Source organism: Metapseudomonas otitidis (genome assembly GCF_900111835.1).
Classification (GTDB): Bacteria; Pseudomonadota; Gammaproteobacteria; order Pseudomonadales; family Pseudomonadaceae; genus Metapseudomonas; species Metapseudomonas otitidis.
The window spans coordinates 100,520-120,817 of record NZ_FOJP01000014.1 but is presented as its reverse complement, the minus strand read 5'-3'; the positions used below and the strand labels follow the sequence as shown (position 1 = coordinate 120,817).

21 protein-coding genes and 1 riboswitch are annotated in these 20,298 nt (G+C 69.6%); of the genes, 5 read left to right on the top strand and 16 right to left on the bottom strand.

What is annotated here, in order from left to right:
• Nucleotides 1-35: 35 nt before the first annotated feature.
• From BM198_RS19080 to BM198_RS19065, 4 genes are all read right to left on the bottom strand, one after another.
• Nucleotides 36-1,448, bottom strand: a complete 1,413-nt coding sequence (locus tag BM198_RS19080) for a PepSY-associated TM helix domain-containing protein (protein WP_074971737.1) — start codon at nucleotides 1,446-1,448, stop codon at nucleotides 36-38.
• An 84-nt stretch (nucleotides 1,449-1,532) separates the two neighbouring features.
• Nucleotides 1,533-1,919: a DUF2946 domain-containing protein gene (locus BM198_RS19075; RefSeq protein ID WP_074971736.1), complete on the bottom strand. Its 387-nt coding sequence runs from the start codon at nucleotides 1,917-1,919 to the stop codon at nucleotides 1,533-1,535.
• 146 nt (nucleotides 1,920-2,065) lie between these two features.
• Nucleotides 2,066-2,950 carry a manganese catalase family protein gene (locus BM198_RS19070; protein ID WP_074971735.1) on the bottom strand — a complete coding sequence of 295 codons (885 nt, stop codon included), beginning with the start codon at nucleotides 2,948-2,950 and terminating at the stop codon, nucleotides 2,066-2,068.
• A 182-nt stretch (nucleotides 2,951-3,132) separates the two neighbouring features.
• A complete protein-coding gene (locus BM198_RS19065; RefSeq protein ID WP_074971734.1) occupies nucleotides 3,133-3,390 on the bottom strand; it encodes a hypothetical protein in 258 nt (85 codons plus the stop codon).
• Nucleotides 3,391-3,683: 293 nt separating this feature from the next.
• Here BM198_RS19065 and BM198_RS30200 point away from each other — a divergent pair, with 293 nt between their 5' ends.
• Nucleotides 3,684-3,833 (top strand): hypothetical protein, encoded by a 150-nt coding sequence (locus BM198_RS30200; RefSeq protein ID WP_167368479.1) that lies wholly within the window; start codon nucleotides 3,684-3,686, stop codon nucleotides 3,831-3,833.
• A gap of 123 nt (nucleotides 3,834-3,956) precedes the next feature.
• Nucleotides 3,957-4,265, top strand: a complete 309-nt coding sequence (locus tag BM198_RS19060) for a DUF2061 domain-containing protein (RefSeq protein WP_074971733.1) — start codon at nucleotides 3,957-3,959, stop codon at nucleotides 4,263-4,265.
• A gap of 10 nt (nucleotides 4,266-4,275) precedes the next feature.
• Here BM198_RS19060 and mbnM read toward each other — a convergent pair whose 3' ends face one another.
• From mbnM to BM198_RS19025, 7 genes are read right to left on the bottom strand one after another with little or no spacing between them, the layout of a single operon-like run.
• Nucleotides 4,276-5,571, bottom strand: a complete 1,296-nt coding sequence (gene mbnM / locus BM198_RS19055) for a hypothetical protein (protein ID WP_139233662.1) — start codon at nucleotides 5,569-5,571, stop codon at nucleotides 4,276-4,278.
• Nucleotides 5,550-6,119: a methanobactin biosynthesis protein MbnC gene (gene mbnC, locus BM198_RS19050; protein ID WP_083422416.1), complete on the bottom strand. Its 570-nt coding sequence runs from the start codon at nucleotides 6,117-6,119 to the stop codon at nucleotides 5,550-5,552. The genes mbnM and mbnC overlap by 22 nt, the downstream gene beginning before the upstream one ends.
• Nucleotides 6,112-6,924 (bottom strand): methanobactin biosynthesis protein MbnB, encoded by an 813-nt coding sequence (gene mbnB / locus BM198_RS19045; RefSeq protein WP_074971731.1) that lies wholly within the window; start codon nucleotides 6,922-6,924, stop codon nucleotides 6,112-6,114. Before mbnB ends, mbnC begins: the two co-directional genes overlap by 8 nt.
• A gap of 54 nt (nucleotides 6,925-6,978) precedes the next feature.
• A complete protein-coding gene (gene mbnA, locus BM198_RS19040) occupies nucleotides 6,979-7,074 on the bottom strand; it encodes a methanobactin (protein WP_074971730.1) in 96 nt (31 codons plus the stop codon).
• Between the two features lie 55 nt (nucleotides 7,075-7,129).
• Nucleotides 7,130-8,332, bottom strand: a complete 1,203-nt coding sequence (locus BM198_RS19035) for a methanobactin export MATE transporter MbnM (RefSeq protein WP_083422415.1) — start codon at nucleotides 8,330-8,332, stop codon at nucleotides 7,130-7,132.
• Complete coding sequence (locus tag BM198_RS19030; RefSeq protein WP_074971729.1) at nucleotides 8,329-9,207, bottom strand: MbnP family copper-binding protein; 879 nt, start codon at nucleotides 9,205-9,207, stop codon at nucleotides 8,329-8,331. The genes BM198_RS19035 and BM198_RS19030 overlap by 4 nt, the downstream gene beginning before the upstream one ends.
• A gap of 10 nt (nucleotides 9,208-9,217) precedes the next feature.
• The gene (locus BM198_RS19025) at nucleotides 9,218-11,272 is read right to left on the bottom strand and encodes a TonB-dependent hemoglobin/transferrin/lactoferrin family receptor (protein ID WP_083422414.1); all 2,055 of its coding nucleotides are present in this window, start codon (nucleotides 11,270-11,272) and stop codon (nucleotides 9,218-9,220) included.
• A gap of 327 nt (nucleotides 11,273-11,599) precedes the next feature.
• A riboswitch (cobalamin riboswitch) is annotated at nucleotides 11,600-11,795 on the top strand.
• A gap of 53 nt (nucleotides 11,796-11,848) precedes the next feature.
• On the opposite strand from BM198_RS19025, the gene BM198_RS19020 reads away from it, so the two are divergent.
• From BM198_RS19020 to BM198_RS19010, 3 genes are all read left to right on the top strand, one after another.
• On the top strand, nucleotides 11,849-12,532 hold the full coding sequence (locus BM198_RS19020; protein WP_044402672.1) for an energy-coupling factor ABC transporter permease: 684 nt from the start codon (nucleotides 11,849-11,851) through the stop codon (nucleotides 12,530-12,532).
• Between the two features lie 470 nt (nucleotides 12,533-13,002).
• Complete coding sequence (locus BM198_RS19015; protein ID WP_139233661.1) at nucleotides 13,003-13,902, top strand: LysR family transcriptional regulator; 900 nt, start codon at nucleotides 13,003-13,005, stop codon at nucleotides 13,900-13,902.
• Between the two features lie 33 nt (nucleotides 13,903-13,935).
• The gene (locus BM198_RS19010) at nucleotides 13,936-15,147 is read left to right on the top strand and encodes a GGDEF domain-containing protein (RefSeq protein ID WP_074971727.1); all 1,212 of its coding nucleotides are present in this window, start codon (nucleotides 13,936-13,938) and stop codon (nucleotides 15,145-15,147) included.
• Here the strand turns inward: BM198_RS19010 and BM198_RS19005 are convergent.
• The 5 genes from BM198_RS19005 to glgX are packed head-to-tail and all read right to left on the bottom strand — an operon-like array spanning nucleotide 15,117 to nucleotide 20,275.
• On the bottom strand, nucleotides 15,117-15,773 hold the full coding sequence (locus BM198_RS19005; protein ID WP_074971726.1) for a glycosyltransferase family 2 protein: 657 nt from the start codon (nucleotides 15,771-15,773) through the stop codon (nucleotides 15,117-15,119). The genes BM198_RS19010 and BM198_RS19005 overlap by 31 nt on opposite strands.
• Nucleotides 15,770-16,381, bottom strand: a complete 612-nt coding sequence (locus BM198_RS19000; RefSeq protein WP_074971725.1) for a class I SAM-dependent methyltransferase — start codon at nucleotides 16,379-16,381, stop codon at nucleotides 15,770-15,772. The genes BM198_RS19005 and BM198_RS19000 overlap by 4 nt, the downstream gene beginning before the upstream one ends.
• On the bottom strand, nucleotides 16,378-17,130 hold the full coding sequence (locus tag BM198_RS29740; RefSeq protein WP_074971724.1) for a PIG-L deacetylase family protein: 753 nt from the start codon (nucleotides 17,128-17,130) through the stop codon (nucleotides 16,378-16,380). Before BM198_RS29740 ends, BM198_RS19000 begins: the two co-directional genes overlap by 4 nt.
• A complete protein-coding gene (locus BM198_RS29735; protein WP_074971723.1) occupies nucleotides 17,127-18,149 on the bottom strand; it encodes an acyl-CoA dehydrogenase family protein in 1,023 nt (340 codons plus the stop codon). The genes BM198_RS29740 and BM198_RS29735 overlap by 4 nt, the downstream gene beginning before the upstream one ends.
• Entirely contained in the window at nucleotides 18,149-20,275 is a 2,127-nt protein-coding gene (glgX, locus tag BM198_RS18985; protein ID WP_074971722.1) for a glycogen debranching protein GlgX, read from the bottom strand. The genes BM198_RS29735 and glgX overlap by 1 nt, the downstream gene beginning before the upstream one ends.
• Between the last annotated feature and the right edge of the window lie 23 nt (nucleotides 20,276-20,298).

The following is a 20,298-nucleotide window of genomic DNA, read 5'->3' as shown; positions in this document are numbered from 1 at the left end:
GCGGGCGGCAGGGCTCCGGTTGGAATTGGGATGGTTCAGCCGGCAGCGGCGTCGGCACGGTCCAGGGGACGCAGCAGCCGGACCACCCGGTCCAGCAGCCACACGGCCACCAGCGAGGCCCCCACCAGCGGGAAGGCCACGGCCAGTACCAGCATCACGCCGATGGCCGCCTTCCAGCGCGGCAGGTCATGGCGCAGCGGCGGCACACCGAGGCGGCCGGCCGGGCGACGCTTCCACCAGAGCACCAGGCCGCTGACCGAGCTGAACAGGATCAGCAGGCACACGGCCGCCATCAGCAGCTGGTTGGGCAGGCCGAACAGCTTGCCTTCGTGGAGCATCACCCCGGTCTCGACGGTGCGCGCCACCGGGCCATAGTCGGCCCAGCGCACGTCCGCCAGCACCTTGCCGCTGTACTGGTCCAGGTGCAGGGTGGCGTCGTTGCGCGGGTCGTCGGCGAACACCGAGACGCTGAACACGCCCTCGGCGCCCTTGGGGAAGCTGATGCTGTAGCCCGGCGTCACCTGGCGTTCGCGGGCGGTGTCCACCACCTGCTGCAGGGGGATGCGCGACGCACTGGCCGGCGCCTGCTCGCCACCGTGGGCGTGGTGCGCGGCATGCGGGTCGGAGGCGGGCAGGGGCGTGGTCTCCACCGCCCAGGGCACGGTCTGGCGATGGACCTCGTTGAGGCTGGCTGCCGCCTGGCCGGACTTCGGCACGTCGTCCCACATGGCTGCCGGGAAGTGGTTCCAGGCGCCGGCGAACTGGGCACCCCAGAAGCCGGTCCAGGTCATCCCGGTCATCAGCATGAACAGCAGCAACAGCGAGCCCCAGAACCCGGTCACGCCGTGCAGGTCCCGCCACAGCAGGCGTCCGCGTGCCGACAGGCGCGGCCACAGCACACCGGCACCGCCGCTGCCCCGTGGCCACCAGAGGTAGAGCCCGGAGACCACCAGCACGATGCCCCAGCCAGCGGCCAGCTCGATCAGGCGATCACCCAGCGGGCCGATCAGCAGGTCGCCGTGCAGCTTGCGCGCGGCGGCCTGGAGGTTCCACAGCGCATCCTGGGTGCCCAGTATCCGGCCGCTGTACGGGTCGATGAAGAGGTTCAGCTCGCGGCCCTGCTCGGTGATCACGAACTGCCCGCTCCAGCCTTCCGCCACCGGCGGCAGGTACTTGCTGACCACCGCTTCTGGATGGGCGGCCTGCGCCCGCTGCAGCAGGGTATCGGCGCTGAGCGGCTGGCCGGCTGCCGGTACGCACAGCAGGTCGGCGTACATCGCCTGGTCCAGTTGCGGCTTGAACAGGTAGATCAGCCCGGTGACGGACAGCAGGATCATGAACGGGATGACGAACAGGCCGGCATAGAAATGCCAGCGCCAGGCCAGGGTGTAGAACGCCGGGCGGGCAGCGGTCGCCGACTGGGCCGGCGCAGGGGTACGGGTGGTCATCTTCGGGCCTCCAGGCCACGACTTGCCGGACAGGCCGGCACAAACGGTTCGCAGGGTCAGGCAACGGCCAGTGAGGCCGATGGGTCAGGCGAACAGCGGGGAGGCGCGGGGGTTGGCGAGCACCCAGGCTCGCCGAGGAGGATGGCGGTGGACCGGCTCGGGCACCGGCCAGTGGCGGCTGGGCCCCAGCAGGGCGAGCAGGCCGAAGAACGCCGCGAGGAGGAGGGCACCGAAGCTGGAGCTCAGTGCACAACCCGAACCGGAGACCAGGTTGCCGCCGACCACGCCCATGTCGCCGAGGCTCTTGCTGCTGCCGCTGGCATCGTCCAGGGAGCAGAACTGCCCGTCGAGGCCGCTCAGGGTGAGGCCGGCCATCTGCCCGTGACCCACCGCGCAGGCGAGCGCGCCGAACAGGATGCTGAAATACAGCATCCAGGCGATCAGCGAGCGGTGTCGGCGGGCCATGTTCATCAGCGGGCTTCGGGCTGGTTGGGTCGGGCTGGGGGGCAATGCTAGCAGAGTGTCGCCGTTGTGAAACAGCGAGCCCTGCATGAAAGCGAATCGGTCAAAAAGCCCCGTACACAGGCCGCCAAGCCGTGCACGGGGAAGCTTCCACACTAGTTGGCCGGGCGAATGACCACGCCCGAGCCCAGGTCCGCGCCGGTGATGGAGTCACGGCTCGGGTCCGAGGCGGTGCGCTCGCGCATCTGCTCCAGCGTGGCCCGCTGGCTGTCGGGCAGGTTCACGCTCGGCAGGCCATCGCCACCGTCCACGGCCGGCTCCGGCGCCTCGACGAAGGTCCATTCGTCTCCGCGGTTCCACGGCCCCCGGCAGTCGCCTTCGCCCTGGGACAGGTTGAAGTACACGCTGGTGAAGGCTGGCATGCCCGGCAGCTTGCCCTGGGGGAAGTTCGGCTGGATCGAATGCAGCGCCTTCTCGAAGGACTTCTGGTGGGCCAGCTCGCGGGTCATGAGAAAGCCAAGGGCTTCCTTGATGCCGGGATCGTCGGTGACGTTGATCAGCCGCTCGTAGATGATCTTGGCCCGCGCCTCGGCCGCGATGTTGGAGCGGAAGTCGGCCGTCGGCTCGCCGATGGAGTCGATGTAGGCCGCCGACCAGGGCACACCGGCCGAGTTGGTCAGCGCCGGCCCGCCGCCATACAGCAGGCTGGTGACGTGGGAGTCGTTGCCGGCGCCGGTCAGGGAGCGGTACAGGTCGGCTTCTGCCTCGATGCCTTCGGCCAGGTCGCCCTTGGCGCCCTTGTTGAGCATTCCAACGATGGAACCGATCACCTCCAGGTGGCTCAGCTCCTCGGTGGCGATGTCCAGCAGCAGGTCCTTGCGGCCGGCGTCGTCCTCGTTCAGGGCCTGGGTGAAGTAGCGCATGGCCGCGGCGAGTTCGCCCTGGGGACCGCCGAACTGTTCCAGCAGCAGATTCGCCAGTCCGGGATTGGGGGCCGAAACCCGAACGGTGTATTGCAACCGCTTGTTGTGAACGAACATGAAAGTTCTCCTCGAGTTGATCGTGACCTGATAGCGCGACGGGCCATGGGCCACTCACTAGGGAAGAACCGGATGTTGCCGGGGATGTTCAACGAAAGTTTCGAACGGTCGACTTGGAAAGTTGCATTTGCGGACGGAACGCCGCCCTCATTTTTCAAGGGCGGCGACGCCGACACGTTGCATCACGCGCGGTTCAGGTGGAACGACTGCGGGCGCATGGGAAGCAGGGGTTTCTTCTGCGGCGCGATATTCAGCACGGTGATACCGACCTCTTCCAGCCAGGCCGCCATGGCCGCGCTGGACCTTGAAGGACGGGGCGCTCCAGGAAATTCGAGATCCTGGATGGCAAATGCCAGCGCCTTCAGGGTGGGCGTGGAGCGGGACTTCATCAGCAGCGTACGGCGCTCGCCGTGCATCAGGTAGGTGACCAGCCAGTTCATGGCAACTCCTTCTGTCAATGATCCGAAGCGGAACTTAGCAAGACGCAGCGGTATTTCAATACTGGCCAGCTGATGCGTAGGGAAGTTGCGCGAAGCAGCAATTCGAAGACTGGGAAAGTTGTCTGTTGAAAGTCTGGTTAGTTGGGCTTGGTTATAGCCGTCTGGCTTCGTTTTTGTTGTACGGAAGTTCTCGTTTCATTGGCTGTGTATAACGCGTTGCACCATTCGGCCTTTCACCTGAACTTGTTCTGCCGTGTTCACACGAAACCAGAACAGATTCCGGAGAGCAGGCCATGCACAACCAAACGGAAACCCCCAGCAACGACACCCACCGGCCGGAGGACGAGACCGCCACCTGGCCCATCCAGCAGGACCCGGAACCCGAGGCCCTGCCGGACGATCCCGACATCCAGGGCGACGACGCCTCCACCACCCCGCAATGAGCCGATGCCCCGCTGCGGCGGGGCACTGCACAGGAGCACCGAGATGATCGAGCGCCACACGCTAACGCCCCACACCGTCCCCGTCCCCGGGCATGTCATGGCACCCGGCCTGGAGGCCAAGCGATGAAGCGCGGACTGCCGGGCTGCTGCGGCCATTCCAGCGGGGCGGAGCAGCCCTTGGTGAAGACCCTCAGCTTCGCCGTGCTGCACTTCAGCATCGCCTTCTGCGTGGCCTACGCCTTGACCGGGAGCGCGCTGCAGGGCGGGCTGATCGCCCTGATCGAACCCGCCTGCAACACCGTGGCGTTCTACTTCCACGAGCGCTTCTGGCGCTGGCGGGGCGCCCGCTCCGACCGGGAACAGGGCTACGGCCACGGCAACCTGGCTGGCGTCATCAAGTCACCCCAGGCCATGGAGCGCCGCGAGCCTTGAGCCGAGGGGCTCAACCCTCGGGGTGTTCGCCAGGCCCTGCCAGGCTGGCCCAGGCCTTCCTGCTGTGCAGACCCGTGATCACGCACAGTTCGGGCAGCAGCAGGTAGGCATAGGCCAGGGGTGGGCAGTCCAGCGCCAGGCCCGCCAGCAGCACCGGCAGGCCGACCAGCCACAGGGCAGCGGCCTCCAGCCGGCCGACCTCGGCGAAGCGCCCGGCCGCCTGGTACTGGGCGCGCTGGAGGTTGCCCAGCACCCGCAGCGGCAGGGACAGCGCGAGCAGCAGCAGGCCGGCCGTCCACCAGGGGCCCGATTGCCCGTAGAGCTGGCCGAGGGCCTGCGTTGCCAGCAGCAGGCCCACCGATGCCACGGCAGCGACGGGCAGCGCCCGCCGCTGCACTTCATCGCGAATCGCCACCGGGTCACCCGCAGCCAGGCGCAGGGCGAGAAAGCGCAGCAGGGCGTTGAGCGGCGACAGCACCAGCATCCCCAGGGTGAGCACGGTGGAGAACCCATCCAGTCGCCCGGCGGACTCCGGCCAGGGGCGGTCCATGGCCACCAGCGTCACCGCCGCCAGGCCGAAGGCCTGGATCGCCAGCACCCGCTGGCTTTCCCAGCCGCTGTGCAGCAGCGCCTGCCGGCACCAGGCCCACCGAGGGCGCCACGGTTGGCCCGGGGAGGCGCGGGCCAGGTGGCGCAACAGCCAGGCGCAGGTGCCGAGGTTCAGCAACAGGCCGGCGATGAAGCAGCCCGAGAGGCCCGCACCCAACCCCAGGACCAGCGCCAGGTCCAGCACCAGCCGTGCCAGCAGCTCGACGCCCTTGATGCGCAGCGCCTGGCGGCCCTCGCCACGGGCGTGGAGCAACAGGCCGGCGCAGCCGTTGAGCAGGCGCAGGGGCGTGGCGAGGAAGAACCAGGGCAGCGCCGCCATCACCTCGGGCAACTGCGCCGCCTTGCTGTGCAGCAGCATCGGCAACAACCCCAGGCCGGCCAGGGCGCCGAGCAGGCCCAGGGGCACCCCCAGCGCTCCTGCCAGCACCAGGGCCGGACGCAGTCCTTCCCCGTGCCGGCCCGCGCGCTGGGCCTGGCTGGCCATCACCGACAGCGCGGTGCCCAGGGCCATGGTGACCACCAGTTCCAGCAGTGCCAGGCGGGTGAGCAGTGCATACAGGCCGGCCTGGCCGTCGTCGCCGGCCCGGGCCAGCACCGCCAGGTCGATCTGCGGCCCCAGCTGGCCGGCGGCAAAGGCCAGCAGCAGGGCCAGGTAGCCGTGCCAGAACCGGCTGATCAACGGGGCAGGTCGGTCCATCCGGGGAACCCGTCGGAGAGGTCGCCGGTGGCGCTGGTGAAGTAGCCGAAGGCGGCAGCGGGTGCGGGCAGGGGCTCCTCCAGCTCGAAGCGCTCGACCTGGCGGCCGGCCTCCAGGCTGCTGGCCTTCCAGCCGCATACCAGGTCGGGCAGGGCGGCGCTGCCGAGCACGATGCCGCGCTGGCGGGAGCGGTCACCGGTGGCCCAGCGGGCGGCGGAGGCGGCCATCAGGCTGTAGCGCAACTCATCGTCCACGGCATCGCGGAATGCCGACTGCTGCAGCCACACGTCCACCCACAGGTACCAGGCCCAGTTGAACGAGCAGCCCTGTTCCACCGCCCAGGCCATGAACGGGCGGAAGATCGCCAGGCCATCGGGGCCGGAGAGCGCCAGCAGGCCGGGGCAGATGTCGAACAGGCTGTGCCAGTAGACCCGCAAGCTGGTGTCGATGCGCACGAAGGCGCGGGAGTCGCGGGGGTAGTCGCCCTGGCGGGCCGGTTGGTAGAGGGCCGCCAGCAACTGGCTGTCGGTGCGCGGCTGGTCAGCCATGGCGGCGCACCTCCGGTCGGGCGAACAGCGTGCGCAGGCAGGCCAGGTCGCTGTCGATCTCGCGCTGCACGAAGGCGTCGTCACGCTCGTAGGTGAGGGTGGCGCCGGGGCTGTCGAAGCGCTCGCGCCAGGTTTCGATGAAGGCCAGGGTTTCGTCCGACAGCGGGCGGTCGTGGGTGTCCAGCACCAGGTGCGGCTGGAGGATCGACAGGTTGTAGCCGGCGACGTGGAAGTGCCGGGAGGCGTCGATCACCGGCAGCCAGGCCTCCAGGGGCACGCCGCAGTTGAGGTGGGCGCACACCGCGTTGGAGATGTCGAACAGCACCCCCGCACCGGTCTCCCGGCACAGCCGCTCGAAGAAGGCCGGCGCGTCGTGGCCGCCTTCGAGGATGGACGGGTAGTTCTCCAGCAGCAGCTGGCAGCCCAGGCGCTGCTGCCAGGCGTCCACGGCGTCGCGCACGCGGGCGTAGTCGGCCTGGTAGTCGATCTCGGCCAGGTGGTAGAGCTGGCGCCCCTCGTGGCTGAAGCGGGCGACATGATCGGAGACGTACAGCGGCTTGACCCGGTCGATCAGCGTGCGTAGGCGCTGGGCCATGTCGTCCAGGCTGGCGGCGTCGGCCTCGATGAACCGCGAGAACATGATGTGGAACCCCATCGGCGCGTCGAAGGCCCCGGCCAGGGTGTCCGCGTCGAGGGTGAGGAAGTTGTCGATCAGCAGTTCCACATAATCGATCCGCCCTTCGGCCAGCAGGCGATGGACCAGGGGCGTGGTTTCCCCGAGGGTGAAGTTGAATCCCAGGCGCATGGTTCCTCCTTGTCGGGAACCCACGCCGGCGCCAGGCGCCGGCGTGGGTGGGGCTCAGTTCACCCCGAGCGGGGCGCAGCAGGCACCACAGCAGGCACCGGCACGACCGGCGACGGTGAGGGTTTTCTTGCTGGCGATCTTGATGTTCATGGGGTTTCTCCTTGTGGATCAGCAATGAAAGGAACGTCGTTCGACGGCAACGCCGTCAGGGTTGTGAGGTGGAACGGTGGGCGGTTTCTCGGTGCGCAGCCTCCTGGGTGTGGGTGGGTTGGAACCGGTAGCCCGCCGGCCAGGGGTCGGCGTAGCGGGGGTCATGGGGCAGGCTCAGGTCGGTGAGGCTGCCGAGGAAGGCTTCGAGGTCGTCCAGCTCGGCCTCGCTGAGGTCGATGCGGGCGATCAGCCCGCTCTTGTGCGGGTTGCGCCGGCCATCGCCCTTCAGCGGCCCCTCGGGGATGTCGCGGCCGCCGGCCGAGTAGATGCGCAGCACCTCGCGCAGGGTGGCGGCGCTGCCGTCGTGGAAGTAGGGCGCGGTCAGTGCCACGTTGCGCAGGCTGGGGGCGCGGAAGGCGCCCATGTCCTGGGCCTGGGCGGTCAGCTCGAACACGCCCCGGTTGGGGAAGGGGTAGGTGCCCTGGTCGTCCAGGTTGTAGAGCCCGGTGTTGTGGAAGGGCGTTTCCACCTCGCGGGTGCGGGCATGCACCACCTGGTCGTTGAAGTTGAAGCTGCCGTGGCAGTGGTGGCATTCGGCGCGTTCGCCGAAGAACAGCTCCATGCCGCGCTTTTCCGCGGCTGTGAGTTGCAGGCGGCCTTGCAGATAGCGGTCGTAACGGCTGTCCACCGCCAGCAGGGTGCGCTCGAAGGCGGCGATGGCGCGGATCACCGAGGCCATGCTGATGGGCTCGGGGCTATCGGGGAACGCCTGGGCGAACAGCGGCGGGTACAGCGGCTCGTCCCGCAGGCGCTGGAGGATGGTGGCGCGGTTGCTGTCGTTCACCCCCATCTCCACCGGGTCGTCGCCGAACAGCGGGCCTTCCATCTGCCGCTCCAGGGACACCACGGCCGGGTTGGCCCAGTTGTAGGTGGCGTTCCAGGCCACGTTGGCCAGGCCCGGTGCGTTGCGGTGGGTGAGGGCGCCGGCGCTGCCGGTGGAGCGCGGTGTGCGGTCGCTGAAGGCCTTGGCCTGCAGGTGGCAGCCGGCGCAGGCGAGGGTGCCGTTGCCGGAGAGGCGCGGGTCGTAGAACAGCCGGCGGCCCAGCTCCACCTTGGCGGCGCTCATGGGGTTGTCCGCCGGTACGCGGGGCGCGGGTACGTGGCTGGGCAGTGGCCAGGCCCAGTCCTGCGCCAGGGCGCTGCCGACCAGCCCGAGGCCGGCCAGCAGTGCGGCGAGTCGGCCGATGCGCCGCGTCATGGCCGGGGTACGACGCGGAAGGCCGGAACCTGGCCATCCGGCGTCGGCTGGCCGCTGGCCAGGTCCAGGCCAAGGCGGGCGAACACCGCCGGGCATTCGGGGTCGTCCGGGCCGCTCATGCAGCCCACCGCGCCGCCCTGGTCACGGCCGAGCTGGCTGCCGGCCAGCAGGCTGGACAGGTCCAGCGCCACAGCATCGCGCCGGGGGTCGAAATCGCGCAGGGAGACGGGCACCCGGTTGGCCCGCAGGCAGGCCACCGTTTCGCCGGTGAGCGGGTTGCCGCTGCAGCCGGTGGAGCCCAGGTGCAGGTACCAGCTGGGCGCGCGGGCGCCATCGGCCTTGGCCACGCCGCCTTCGGGGTTGACCTCGACCTTGGCGAACTTGCGCCCGGCCTGCCAGCTCCAGCCCATGGCGGCGATGTCCAGGGGCGGGCCCTGGAGTTCGGTGCTGGTGTGGTTGAGGGCCTCGGGCACGCCGAGGCTGAAGCGCAGGCCGACGTAGTCACCGGCCGGCGCCTGGCCGCGCACCTGGGTGCGGGTGGCCGGGGTGCCGCCCTGGCAGGTGCCGGTGGCGTCCTCGAAGTCCAGCAGGACGACCTGGCCGTCCTGCCAGTCGTCGTGGTCGAGCACCAGGGGCACGGCCTGGCCGTCGCCGCGGACCAGCGCCACGTCCTGCAGGTAGAACCGTGCATCGCGCAGGGTCGAGGGGCGGGCATCGGCGCCCAGCGGGCCCAGGGGCGCACCGCAGCGGGCGGGGTGTCCGTTGGCCAGCAGGGCGAAGTCGATCACCACCGGCTGCGGGCCGCTGGGTGCCTGGGCGGCGCATGCCGAGAGCAGGGCCGTGCCGAGCAGAAGGGGGAGGCGATGGGCGTGCATGGGCGGCCTCTCAGAAGCGCGAGCTGAGGGTGAGGTTGACGCTGCGGCCTTCCTCGTAGCTGAAGGTGTTGGCCTGGGTCTGCTGGTAGGTGGCGTAGGCCTGGTCGAACAGGTTGGTCACCCCCAGGTCGACGCGGTACGGGTCGCGCTCCCAGGTCAGGCCGATGTCGTGCAGGGCGTAGCCGTCGCGGCGGCGCAGCAGGGTGTCGTCGTAGTCCTGGGCCTTGACGAACTGCCCGCGGTAGTTGACCGACCACTGCTCGTCGAGGCGATAGCCCAGGGTCAGGGCCAGCTTGTCCGGCGGGGCGTAGAGGTCGGCGCCGGTCTGGGCGTTGCGCGAGCGCAGCTGGGAATACCCCAGGCCGACGCTCAGGCGGTCCAGCTCGTAGGCCGCTTCGATCTCGCCACCCCGGCGCTCGGCCCGGGCCACGTTGCGCCGCTGGAACACCTGGCCGACGCCGGCGAAGGGCGCCTGGCGCACGTAGGTGCCGACCACCTGGGAGTCGATCAGGTCGTAGACGTCTTCGTCGAAGCCGGTGGCCTTGAGGCGGAACTGGTCGCCGGCGGCCAGCAGGTCGCTGAAGTCCAGGGTGAAGCCGGCTTCCCAGGTCTTGCTGGTCTCCGGTTCCAGGCCCGGGTTGGGGCGGAAGTTGAACAGCGCCCGGCGGGTGTCCAGGTTGCCGTACATCTCGGTCATGGTCGGCGCGCGGAAGGCTTCGCCGTAGCTGACGAACAGCCCCAGGGGGTCGATGGGCTGGTACTTCAGGGCGATCTTCGGCGAGAGGCGGCTGTGGCGGGCGTCGCCCTGGCCGGGGGAGGACAGCTTGTAGTCGTCGTGGCGCAACGCGGCGATCAGGGTCCAGCGGTCGAAGGTCTGCTCGCTCTGGATGAAGCCGCCAAGGGCGCGCAGCTCGCCGTCGGGCAGCACCGAATTGCCCTGGCCGTTGGAGGTGTTCTCGGCGGTGTCCTTGTAGTAGTCCACGCCGTAGGTGAGGCGCTGCCGGTAGTGCTCGCCCACCTCGAAGGTGCTGGTGTTCTGCAGGCTGCCGCCGTCGGTGCGGGTCATGGCCGAGGTGTCGGCCTGGGGCGGTGTCGAGCGGCTGTGGCCGGCGAGGCTGAAGCGGGTGCGGTAGAGGCTCAGCTTGCCGTCCAGCCAGCTGCGGTCGGTATCGTGGAACGACCAGTTGCCGGTGTACTGCTCCTGCCGGCGGCGGGTGTCCTGGTCGAAGGGGAACACCAGGTTGCCGCCGGGGTTGGTGGGGCCGGTGAAGTCGTCGTCGAAGGTCTGGCGGCTCAGCTCCACCCGGTTCAGTTCGCCCAGGTTGAGGCCGGCCTTGAGCAGGCTGGCGCCCAGGTCGCCGTCGTTGGGGTACTCCGAATCAGCGCCGCCCTTGCCGGTGTGAATGGCGCCGTAGTTGCGGTAGGTGGCACTGGCCAGCACGTCGGCCTGGTCGTTCAGTGCTGCGGCGGTGAGGTTGGTGGAGAAGGCCTCGTTGCCGCTTCGGTAACCCACCTTGGCCTGGCCGCCGTAGCCGCGCTCAGGGTCGACGTAGTCCTCCGCTGCCAGGGTCTCGAAGGCCATCACGCCGCCCAGGCCGCCGCTGCCATAGGCCGCCGACATGGGGCCGCGCACCACGTCCACCTGGCGGATGAAGTCGGGGTCGAGCAGCAGCGGGCTGTTCACCCCGCCCTCGTTGTTACGCCGCGCACCGTCCACCGTGAGGATGATGCGTGGCCCCTGCAGGCCACGGATGGCGGGGATCTGTGCCGCAGGGCGGGGGCCGCCGCCGAAGTTCACGTTGGGCAGGCTGCGCAGCACGCTGGACAGGCTGTCGGCCTGGGCATCGTCGAGGGCCTTGCGGTCCACCGTGGACACCGAGGCCGGCAGGTCGAAGCTGCTGTTGGCGCTGCGGGTGGCGGTGACGGTGGTGCTGTCCAGCACCAGGGTCTTGCCGTCTTCCTGGGCCTGGGCGGCGGCGCAGAGCAGGAGCAGCAGCGGCCAGGCCGTGGCGGGCGAGGGGAGGAAGGCGGAGCGCCAGAACGAAGGGGATGGCATCACGGCCATGGGCGTCGGTCCCTGTTGTTGTCGAGTGGTTCCGGGAACGACTTGAGCCGCATGGTGCCGAGCTGTCCGATCCCTGGATGACTACCGGGCGCCTCATGGCGCCCGCATGCACTTGGCAGGCCTCTGGGGCGCTGCGGGACGGATGCTAGCAAGGGCCCCCGATGCGGCCCGACTGCGACGAGCTGCCACACCCCGGGCACCCGGTGGCCTGCGGGTGGCGCCTGGCTGGCAGGGGAAAGTCGACTGTGGCGGACTGTCGCAGGCAGGGAGGCGTACGGGGCGCTCGCGGGGGCGCAAAAATTTGCCTTTGCCGCCCGCAGGCCCGCCAGTAAGATGGCCGCCGATGGTTTCCGGGCAACCGCCCGGAGCAACAGGGAACATGGTGCGGCGCAACGCCCAGGCCATGGCTGCCCCCGCAACTGTAAGCAGCGAGCGAAACCCGAAGCACCACTGGCCCCGGCCGGGAAGGTGGGTGAAGCATTGACCTGCGAGCCAGGAGACCTGCCATCCGTAACGGGCACGAGGCCCGACCCCTAGAACTGGTCACCGCGCGGTGGGCGCGGCAAGGAACCGCACATGCATATCGAACCCGGCGTCGTCGAAGGCGCCAAGCTCCTGCTCAGCTATGGCACCGCCGTCACCGCCTTCGGCCTGACCGCCAAGATGGCCTACGACAGCATCCGCACCAACGGCGGCATCAGCGCCCTGGCCCTGCGCAGCCTGATCGCCACCGCCCTGGTGTTCTGCTTCTTCGAGGTGTTCCCGCATCACGCGGTGGGGGTCTCCGAGGTCCACCTGATCCTCGGCTCGACCCTGCTGCTGATGTTCGGCGCGGGCGCGGCCGCCATCGGCCTGGCCGCCGGGCTGCTGGTCCAGGGCCTGTTCTTCGCCCCCTTCGACCTGCCGCAGTACGGCATGAACGTCACCACCCTGCTGGTGCCGCTGTGGGGCATCAGCCTGCTGGCCAACCGCATCATCCCGGCCCGCACCGCCTACGTGGAAACCCGCTACAGCCAGGCCCTGGCGCTGTCCACCGCCTACCAGGGCGGCATCGTCGCCTGGGTGGCCTTCTGGGCCTTCTACGGCCACGGTTTCACCGCCGAGACCCTGGCTTCGGTGAGCACCTTCGGCCTGGCCTACATGAGCGTGATCCTGGTGGAGCCGCTGATCGACCTGGGCGTACTGGCCCTGGCCAAGACCCTGTCGCGCTACAGCCAGGGCCCGCTGTTCAACGTCCGCCTGCACCACGCCGCGGCCTGATCCGACACACCTGCCGCCCGGCTGCAATGGCCGGGCGGCCTCGTCATTACCCTTCGAATCCGTCCTGTTTCCGTCGCTCAAGTTTCACATGGCTGTGAAAGTGACGACTTTCCGACGCCTCGCAACATCCAAGTTCGCCAGTAAACGGCGGCACATGACAACTTCCCCGGATTAATCCCGTCGCTCACAACTTGGCCAACTTCCAAGTTTCGTCCGGCTCAATACGAAATTTTCCCTCGAACTGCTGAAAGCCCCGCCGCGCGTGGGCTTGGCGCACTCCTTGACAAAAGTCCGGCGCCATTGAATCGACCGCGCAAAGCACGGCAGTTAGCGCGCTACTTGCCGGCTAAGTTCATTCGAAAAATGGAGATTGGCAGTCCGGAAATGTAGGTTCTCTGCAAAAAATACGGCTGTTAGCATGAAAACTGCACGACGCGGATAAGTCTCGACGAGTTTCGAAGTTGGTGAAGATGCTGGATGACTTGGCTTTATTCGTGCAGATCGTACGGGCAGGGAGCTTCGCAAAAGCAAGCAGGGTACTAGGGATACCTGCCAATACCCTCAGCCGCCGCCTGATGAGCCTGGAACGCAGTCTCGGCACGGCCCTTTTTCTCCGCTCCACCCGGTTGCTGCGCTGCACGGCCGATGGGGAGCGGCTCTACCAGAAATGCAAGACGAGCATCGACCACCTGGGCAACGCCCTGGCCACCTTGCGTGACGACGCCCAGGGCATTGTCGGCCAGGTGCGCATCCAGGTGCCCACGGGCTTTTTCGAATGCCAGGAGAACGGCTTCTTCAGCCAGCTCCTGCGCCAGCACCCGGGGCTGGAACTGGACGTGGTGGTGGCGGACCACGAGCCGGACCTGGTGCTGGACGGGCTGGACCTGCTGTTCTTCCTCGGTGAGCTGAAGAACGACGCCTACGTGGTACGCAAGCTGTTCGACCTGGAGCTGGGTCTCTACGCCAGCCCCGGCTACCTGGCCATGCACGGCGTGCCGGAGCGGGTGGAGGACCTGGCCGAACATGCCTGCCTGCACCTGAAGAACGTCCAAAGCTGCGAGTTGCATTCGAGCTGCGGCCGCCGGACCTATCGCCTGCGCCCTAACGGGCGGCTGGCGACCACGTCCAGCTCGGCCCTGCTCAACGCTGCGATCAACGATTCGGGCATCGCCCTGCTGTCCACCCTGGCCGCGGAATGGCGCAAGGAGCAGTTGGTGCGCATCCTGCCCGACTACGCCGTACGCGGGCGGGCGCTGCATGCCGCCTATTCCAGCCACCGCACGCTCTCGGCCTGCGGGCGTGCGGTGCTCGACTTCGCCGTGGCGACGGCCCAGCAGGCCTGCGACCTGGTGCAGACCGGGCATGCCTGATGGGGACCGGCACCGCCGGGGGGAGAGTAGGGAATGCGCGATCCGGACAACGAGCAGCTGTACCAGGCACACCAGGGCCGGACCTTCATGCGCCCGCGCTTTCCGCCCCGCCTGGAGCAGCAGTACCGCGAATCGCTGACGCGGGATTTCCTGCCGTTCCAGAAGGCTTCGGCCTTGGTGGTGCTGCTGGTGTGGGCGCTGTTCATGGGGCTGGACCTGCTGCACTTCGACCTGCAGGCCGGCCTCGATGGTTGGCTGGTACTGCTGGCGGGGGTGCGGGTCGGCATCCTGCTGCTGCTCACCGGCCTGGTGCTGCAGATGCTGCTGCGCGGCATCGAGGCCTACTCGGTGCGCTTCGCCTCGTGGGTGCTGCTATTGGTGCTGGCCGGTGGCATGGCCTCGATCTTCATCTACCGCATCAAGGGCCTGTACTTCTCCGACGGCATCTTCGCCTTGCTCGGCGTGGCGGCCTTCTTCCCCCTGGGCATCAGCTTCCGCCGCAGCCTGCTGGTGGCCCTGGCGCTGTTCGCTCTCTGGCTGCTGGTGGGCTACCCGGTGTACGCCGCAGAGGCACCCGAGCAGTACGGCTCGGTGTCCCTGGTGTTCCTGCTGTCGATCCTCGCCTGTGCCACGGGGGGCTACATCCGCGATCAGGTCAAGCGCGAGCAGTTCCTCCTGCGCGAGCTGCTCAAGTGGCAGTCCAGCCATGACCCGCTGACCGGCCTGCACAACCGCCGTGCCTTCGACCAGCACGTGCAGACCGTGCTGGGCCTGGCCGCGCGGGAGGGCGCGAGCCTGGCCCAGCTGATCATCGATCTCGACTACTTCAAGCAGTACAACGACTACTACGGCCACCAGGCCGGAGACGCCGCCCTGTGCGCGGTGGCCAGGGTGCTGGAGGCCTTCGCCCGCCGCCCGCTGGACATCGCCGCGCGACTGGGTGGCGAGGAGTTCACCCTAGTGCTCTACGACGTGGAAGAGGCCCATCTGGAAACGGTGGCGCTGCGGATCGTCCAGCAGGTGCGGGCCCTGGAAGTCCCCCATGCGCGATCGGCAGCCGCCCCGGTGCTGACCGTGAGCGTCGGTGCCTGCCTGTTCCACCTGCCCGTCAGCGAGGCGCTGATGTACCGCCGCTCCGACGAGCTGCTCTACGAGGCCAAGCGCCTGGGCCGCAACCGCAGCTGCGTGGCCGTGGAGGGTTCGCCGGTGGCGCGTCAGGAGGCGGCCAGCAGCGCCCTCAGGTAGCCGGCGAAGCCCTCCGGCGCGCGCCCCAGCAGCCGGGCACTGGTGTACACCCGGGGCCGCGCGCTCCAGGCGATGCGCGCGCCGATCCGGGCGAAGGCCTGCACCAGGTGCACGTCCTCATGGGCCGGCAGGGGCGCAAAGCCACCGGCGCGCAGGTAGGCGCGGGCGCAGAAGCCGAGGTTGGCGCCGTGCACGTGGCGGTGGTCGTCGGCGTCGCAGTAGTGCTGCTCATAGCGGTCCCGGACGTGCTCCGGCAGGTCGTCCCAGTCGGTGACCTGCACGGTGCCGCAGACCAGTTCCGCCCCCATTTCGAGCTGGTCCACCAGCCAGTTGGCATCCACCACGCTGTCGGCGTCGGTGCAGGCGATCCAGCGGGCGCCGGCTTCCAGCAGCGTCCTCGCCCCTTCGCCTCGCGCACGGCCCACGTTGCGCGCCTGCAGCGCCCGCGTCTCCACCCCGTAGGCATGAGCGATGGCGGCGCTGCCGTCGCTGCAGCTGTCCAGCACCACCAGCACGCGCACCGGCTCGCCGCCCAGCCCTGGGTGCGTGGCTGCGCGGAGTACGGAGTCGAGGCAGGCACCCAGGTGGGCTTCTTCGTCATGCACGGGGATCACCACGCCGATCATGCCGGCCCCTCGCGCAGGCCTTCACGCTGGGCCACCGTGGTGGCGTCGCGGCTCCACACCTCCAGCAGCAGGTCGGGCTCCTCGTGATAGAGCAGCCGGGGCATGTCCAGCGCGCCTCGCAGGTAGCCGTGGACGTCGTCGCCGGTCAGCGGGCAGCCCTCGATGGCGGGGCGCCAGTGGCAGGCCAGCAGCGTGCCCTGCTCGGTCAGCGATGCGCGCGCCTGCTTCACCAGCCGCTGCAGGTCCGTCGGGTCCAGGTAGTAGCCCAGCTCGCTGAACAGGATCAGGTCGAAGCGCCCCCGTGGCCATTGCTGGGGCAGGCGCGCCTGCACGAAACGCACGTTGGGCTTGCGCGCCACCCGCCGCCGGGCCAGCTCCACGGCCCGTTCCGAGGTGTCGCAGGCCAGCAGCTCGTGGCAGCGGTCGGCCAGGCGCAGGCTCAGCTCGCCGTTGCCGCAGCCGGGTTCGAAGACCCGCTCGTAGAAGCCGCGCGGCAGCGCCGCCAGCACCAGGTTGCGCTTGCGCCGCTCGTACCAGCGGCGGCGGAAGGCCCAGGGGTCGGCGCTGCGCCGGTACAGCGCCTCGAAATAGGCATCACCCACGCTCATATGAACACCAGTTCGAAGGGTTGCAGCAGGCGCGCCAGGGCCGCGTCGTCGAGGATCGGCCCGTGGCCGTCCGGCGAGGCGTCCAGCTGGCTGGCGAAGGCCGCTACCGCCCGCTGCTTGCGCGCCCGTTGGTAGGGGGCGAGGGGCAGCCGACGGGCCCGCTCCCAGGGCAGGCGCGGGTCCTCCGGCGTGGCCCAGTGCCAGGCCCACACCGGGTACTCGCAGACGTGGCAGCCCACCGCCTGGGCAGCGGCCAGGGTGGCCCGGCCACAGGCCTCGTGGTCCGGATGGCCGTCCCCGCGCCAGGTGGTGAACACCACGTCGTCTGCCCGCAGGCGCTGGCCGAGCCAGTCGGCCAGCGCCTGTTCACCGGCAGTGATCCCGCCGTCCGGCAGGCCGGCCCGCCAGCAGGGAATGTCCCGGTCCGGCACCAGGCGCTGCAGTGCCTCGCGGCTTTCCTCCGGGCGTACCCGGGCCAGGTGGCTGGGCGGCCAGGCACGGGAACCCGGGTGACTGGCCTCGCCATCGGTCACGGCGATCACCTGGCACGCGCGCCCCAGCTGCGCCAGCTGCTGAATCAGCCCGCCGCAGCCAAGCACCTCGTCATCCGGATGGGGCGCGACGATCACCGCGCGTTGCCCGGGGCGTACCATTTCCGCTGCGTCGAGGGTGGGCACCTGCGCCAGGTGCGACGAGGCCTGCCAGGCCGCCAGCGGCGTGCCGAAGCCCCAGGCGGCGTCGGCCCTCATGGCAGCCAGCCTCCGGCCGGCGCCTGGGCGGCCAGTTGGCCCAATGCCGCCAGGTCCCGTTCGGCGTGGCTCTGCCGCAGGTACACCGGCAGGTCGGCGAGCAGCCTCGCCAGGTGCGGGTCCAGGCAATAGGGCGCCGCGCCCAGTGCGTGGCCGACATGCAGCAGGGTGGCTTCGGCGGCCACCTCGACCACCGCACGCAGGCGCCGGGCAATGTGCTCGGCGTCCTCCAGGGGGTGGGCGTCGATCCATTCCGCCGCATCGGCCAGGGCGCAGCCGGCGGCGTACAGCTGCGCGTCAACCGCACCCAGGTGGGCGAGGGCGTGGGGTTCGCCCTGCTCGGCGCAGCGTCGGCGCAGGGCTTCGGCCAGCGCCTGGGTGGCGCCGAACCAGCAGGCGGCAATGCCGGCGCCGCCGTGCCAGAAGCCCGGCCGGTGCAGGTAGCCGTCCGCCGGGCCGACGCAGTGCCCCCGGGCCTGGTCGAAGAGCACGCTGTGGCTGCCGGTGGTGCCCATGCCGCAGGCGTGCCAGACCCCGTCCTCGAAGGCCACGCCCGGCTGGTCCAGGGCCACGGCCACCAGTTGCTGGCTGCCGTCCTCGGCCCAGGCGGTGAGCAGCGCATGGCTAAGCACCCGCGCGCCGGAACACCAGGCCTTGCGGCCATCCAGGCGCACATCCTGGGACGTGGTGCGGCCGTTGAGGTGGACCCGGGCGTCCGGCGGTTCGGCGGCCCAGGTGCCCCAGGTGCTGTCCGGCGGCGGTGCGTCCGCCCCCAGTTCGTGGAGGATGGCCAGGGCATCGGTGTGCCCCTCGTAGAGCTTGCACAGCCCCAGGTCCCGCGCGGCGACGCGGGCCAGGGCGCGCCAGCGGTCCAGGGTGGCGCCGTCACCGGGTTGCGGCAGGCAGTCCAGCCCGGCGACCACCAGCTCCCGCAGCGCCTGCCCGAGGGCGGCGGTGTCGTCCACCGGCAGGGGTTCCAGTGCAAGGCGCAGGCGGTCGAGAAAGAAGCCGCCCGCCATCAGTCGGCCTCCTTGCGCAGCTCGAACAGCACCAGGGCGCGGCCGGTCACCACGAATTCCTCGCCGAACTCGTGCCGGGCCAGGCCCCGCTCATCCGGGCGGGCGGTGTCCGCCAGGCACACCCAGGCCACGCCCTGGGCCACTTCCGGAAGCTGGAAGGCCACGCCCTCGTGGTGCGCGTTGAGCAGGATCAGCAGCGTGGCGTCGGCACCGCTGCGGCGGATGCCAGTGGGCTGCGCGCGGCCGTCCAGCAGCACGCCCAGGCTGCGGGTGTGGCCGTCGTCCCATTGCTCGGGGGTCATCTCCTCGCCGTCGGGGGCGAGCCAGGTGACGTCGCGCACCCCCAGCTCCTCGTTGTAGTCGCCCACCAGGAAGCGGCCCCGGCGGAGGATCGGGTAGGCGCGGCGCAGGCTGATCAGGCGCCGGGTGAAGTCCAGCAGGCCCCGGCCTTCGTCGTCCATCTCCCAGTCCACCCAGCCGATCTCGTTGTCCTGGCAGTAGGCGTTGTTGTTGCCGTGCTGGGTGCGGCCGAACTCGTCGCCGGCCACCAGCATCGGCGTGCCCTGGGAGAACAGCAGCGTGGCCATCAGGTTGCGCATCTGGCGCAGGCGCAGCTCGCGGATATCCGGGTCGTCCGTGGGGCCTTCGGCACCGTGGTTCCAGGACAGGTTGTTGTCGCTGCCGTCGCGGTTGTCCTCGTCGTTGGCCTCGTTGTGCTTGTGGTCGTAGCTGACCACGTCGCGCAGGGTGAAACCGTCGTGGGCGGTGATGAAGTTGACCGAGGCGAAGGGCCGCCGGCCGCGCTGGTTGAACAGGTCGCCGGAGGCGGTGAGCCGCCGGGCCAGGTGCGCCACCTGGCCGGGGTCGCCGCGCCAGAAGGCGCGCACGGTGTCGCGGAAGCGGTCGTTCCACTCCACCCAGCCCGGCGGGAAGCCGCCCACCTGGTAGCCGCCGGGGCCGCAATCCCAGGGTTCGGCGATGAGCTTGACCTTGCTCAGCACCGGGTCCTGGCGGCAGGCGACGAGGAAGCCGTGGCGCTCGTCGAAGCCGTGGGGGTGGCGGCCGAGGATGGTGGCGAGGTCGAAGCGGAAGCCGTCCACGCGCATCTCCGTCGCCCAGTAGCGCAGGGAGTCGGTGACCATCTGCAGCACGCAGGGATGGCTCAGGTCGAGGGTGTTGCCGGTGCCGGAGTCGTTGATGTAGTAGCGCCGCTCATCGGGCATGAGGCGGTAATAGGTGGCGTTGTCGATGCCGCGCATGGACAGGGTCGGGCCCAGCTCGTTGCCCTCGGCGGTGTGGTTGTAGACCACGTCGAGGATCAGCTCCAGCCCGGCGTCGTGCAGGTGCGCCACCAGCTCCTTGAATTCGTTGACGTGGCCGCTGGCGAGGTACGCCGGGTGCGGCGCGAAGAAGGCCAGGGTGTTGTAGCCCCAGTAGTTGTTCATGCCCTTTTCCAGCAGGTGCTGGTCGTTGACGAAGGCATGGATGGGCAGCAGCTCGATGCTGCTCACGCCCAGGGAGCGCACGTGCTGCAGCAGGTCGGCGTTCATCAGCCCGGCGAAGGTGCCGCGCAGGTGCTCCGGCACCGAGGGGTGGCGCATGCTGATGCCGCGCAGGTGGGTCTCGTAGATCACCGTGGAGTCCCAGGGCACCCGCACCGGCTTCTGCTCGGGCCAGGTGAAGGCCGGGTCCAGCACCTTGGACTTGGGCACGAAGGGCGCGCTGTCGCGCTCGTCGAAGGAGAGGTCGGCGTCCGGGTGGCCGATGGTGTAGCCGAACAGCGACTCCGACCAGCGCAGCCGCCCCACCAGCTGGCGGGCGTAGGGGTCCACCAGCAGCTTGTTGGGGTTGAAGCGGTGGCCGGCGTCGGGTTCGTAGGGGCCGTGCACGCGGTAGCCATAGATCAGCCCCGGGTGGGCGTCGGGCAGGTAGCCGTGCCAGATCTCGTCGGTGTACTCGGGCAGTTCGATGCGCTCCAGTTCCCGCTCACCCTTGCTGTCGAAGAGGCACAGCTCGACCTTGGTGGCGTGGGCGGAGAACAGCGCGAAATTCACGCCCAGGCCGTCCCAGGTGGCGCCGAGTGGAAAGGGGTGGCCTTCGGTGATCCGTGAGCGTTGCCTGCTCATGTGGTGGCTCCTGTACGGCCTGG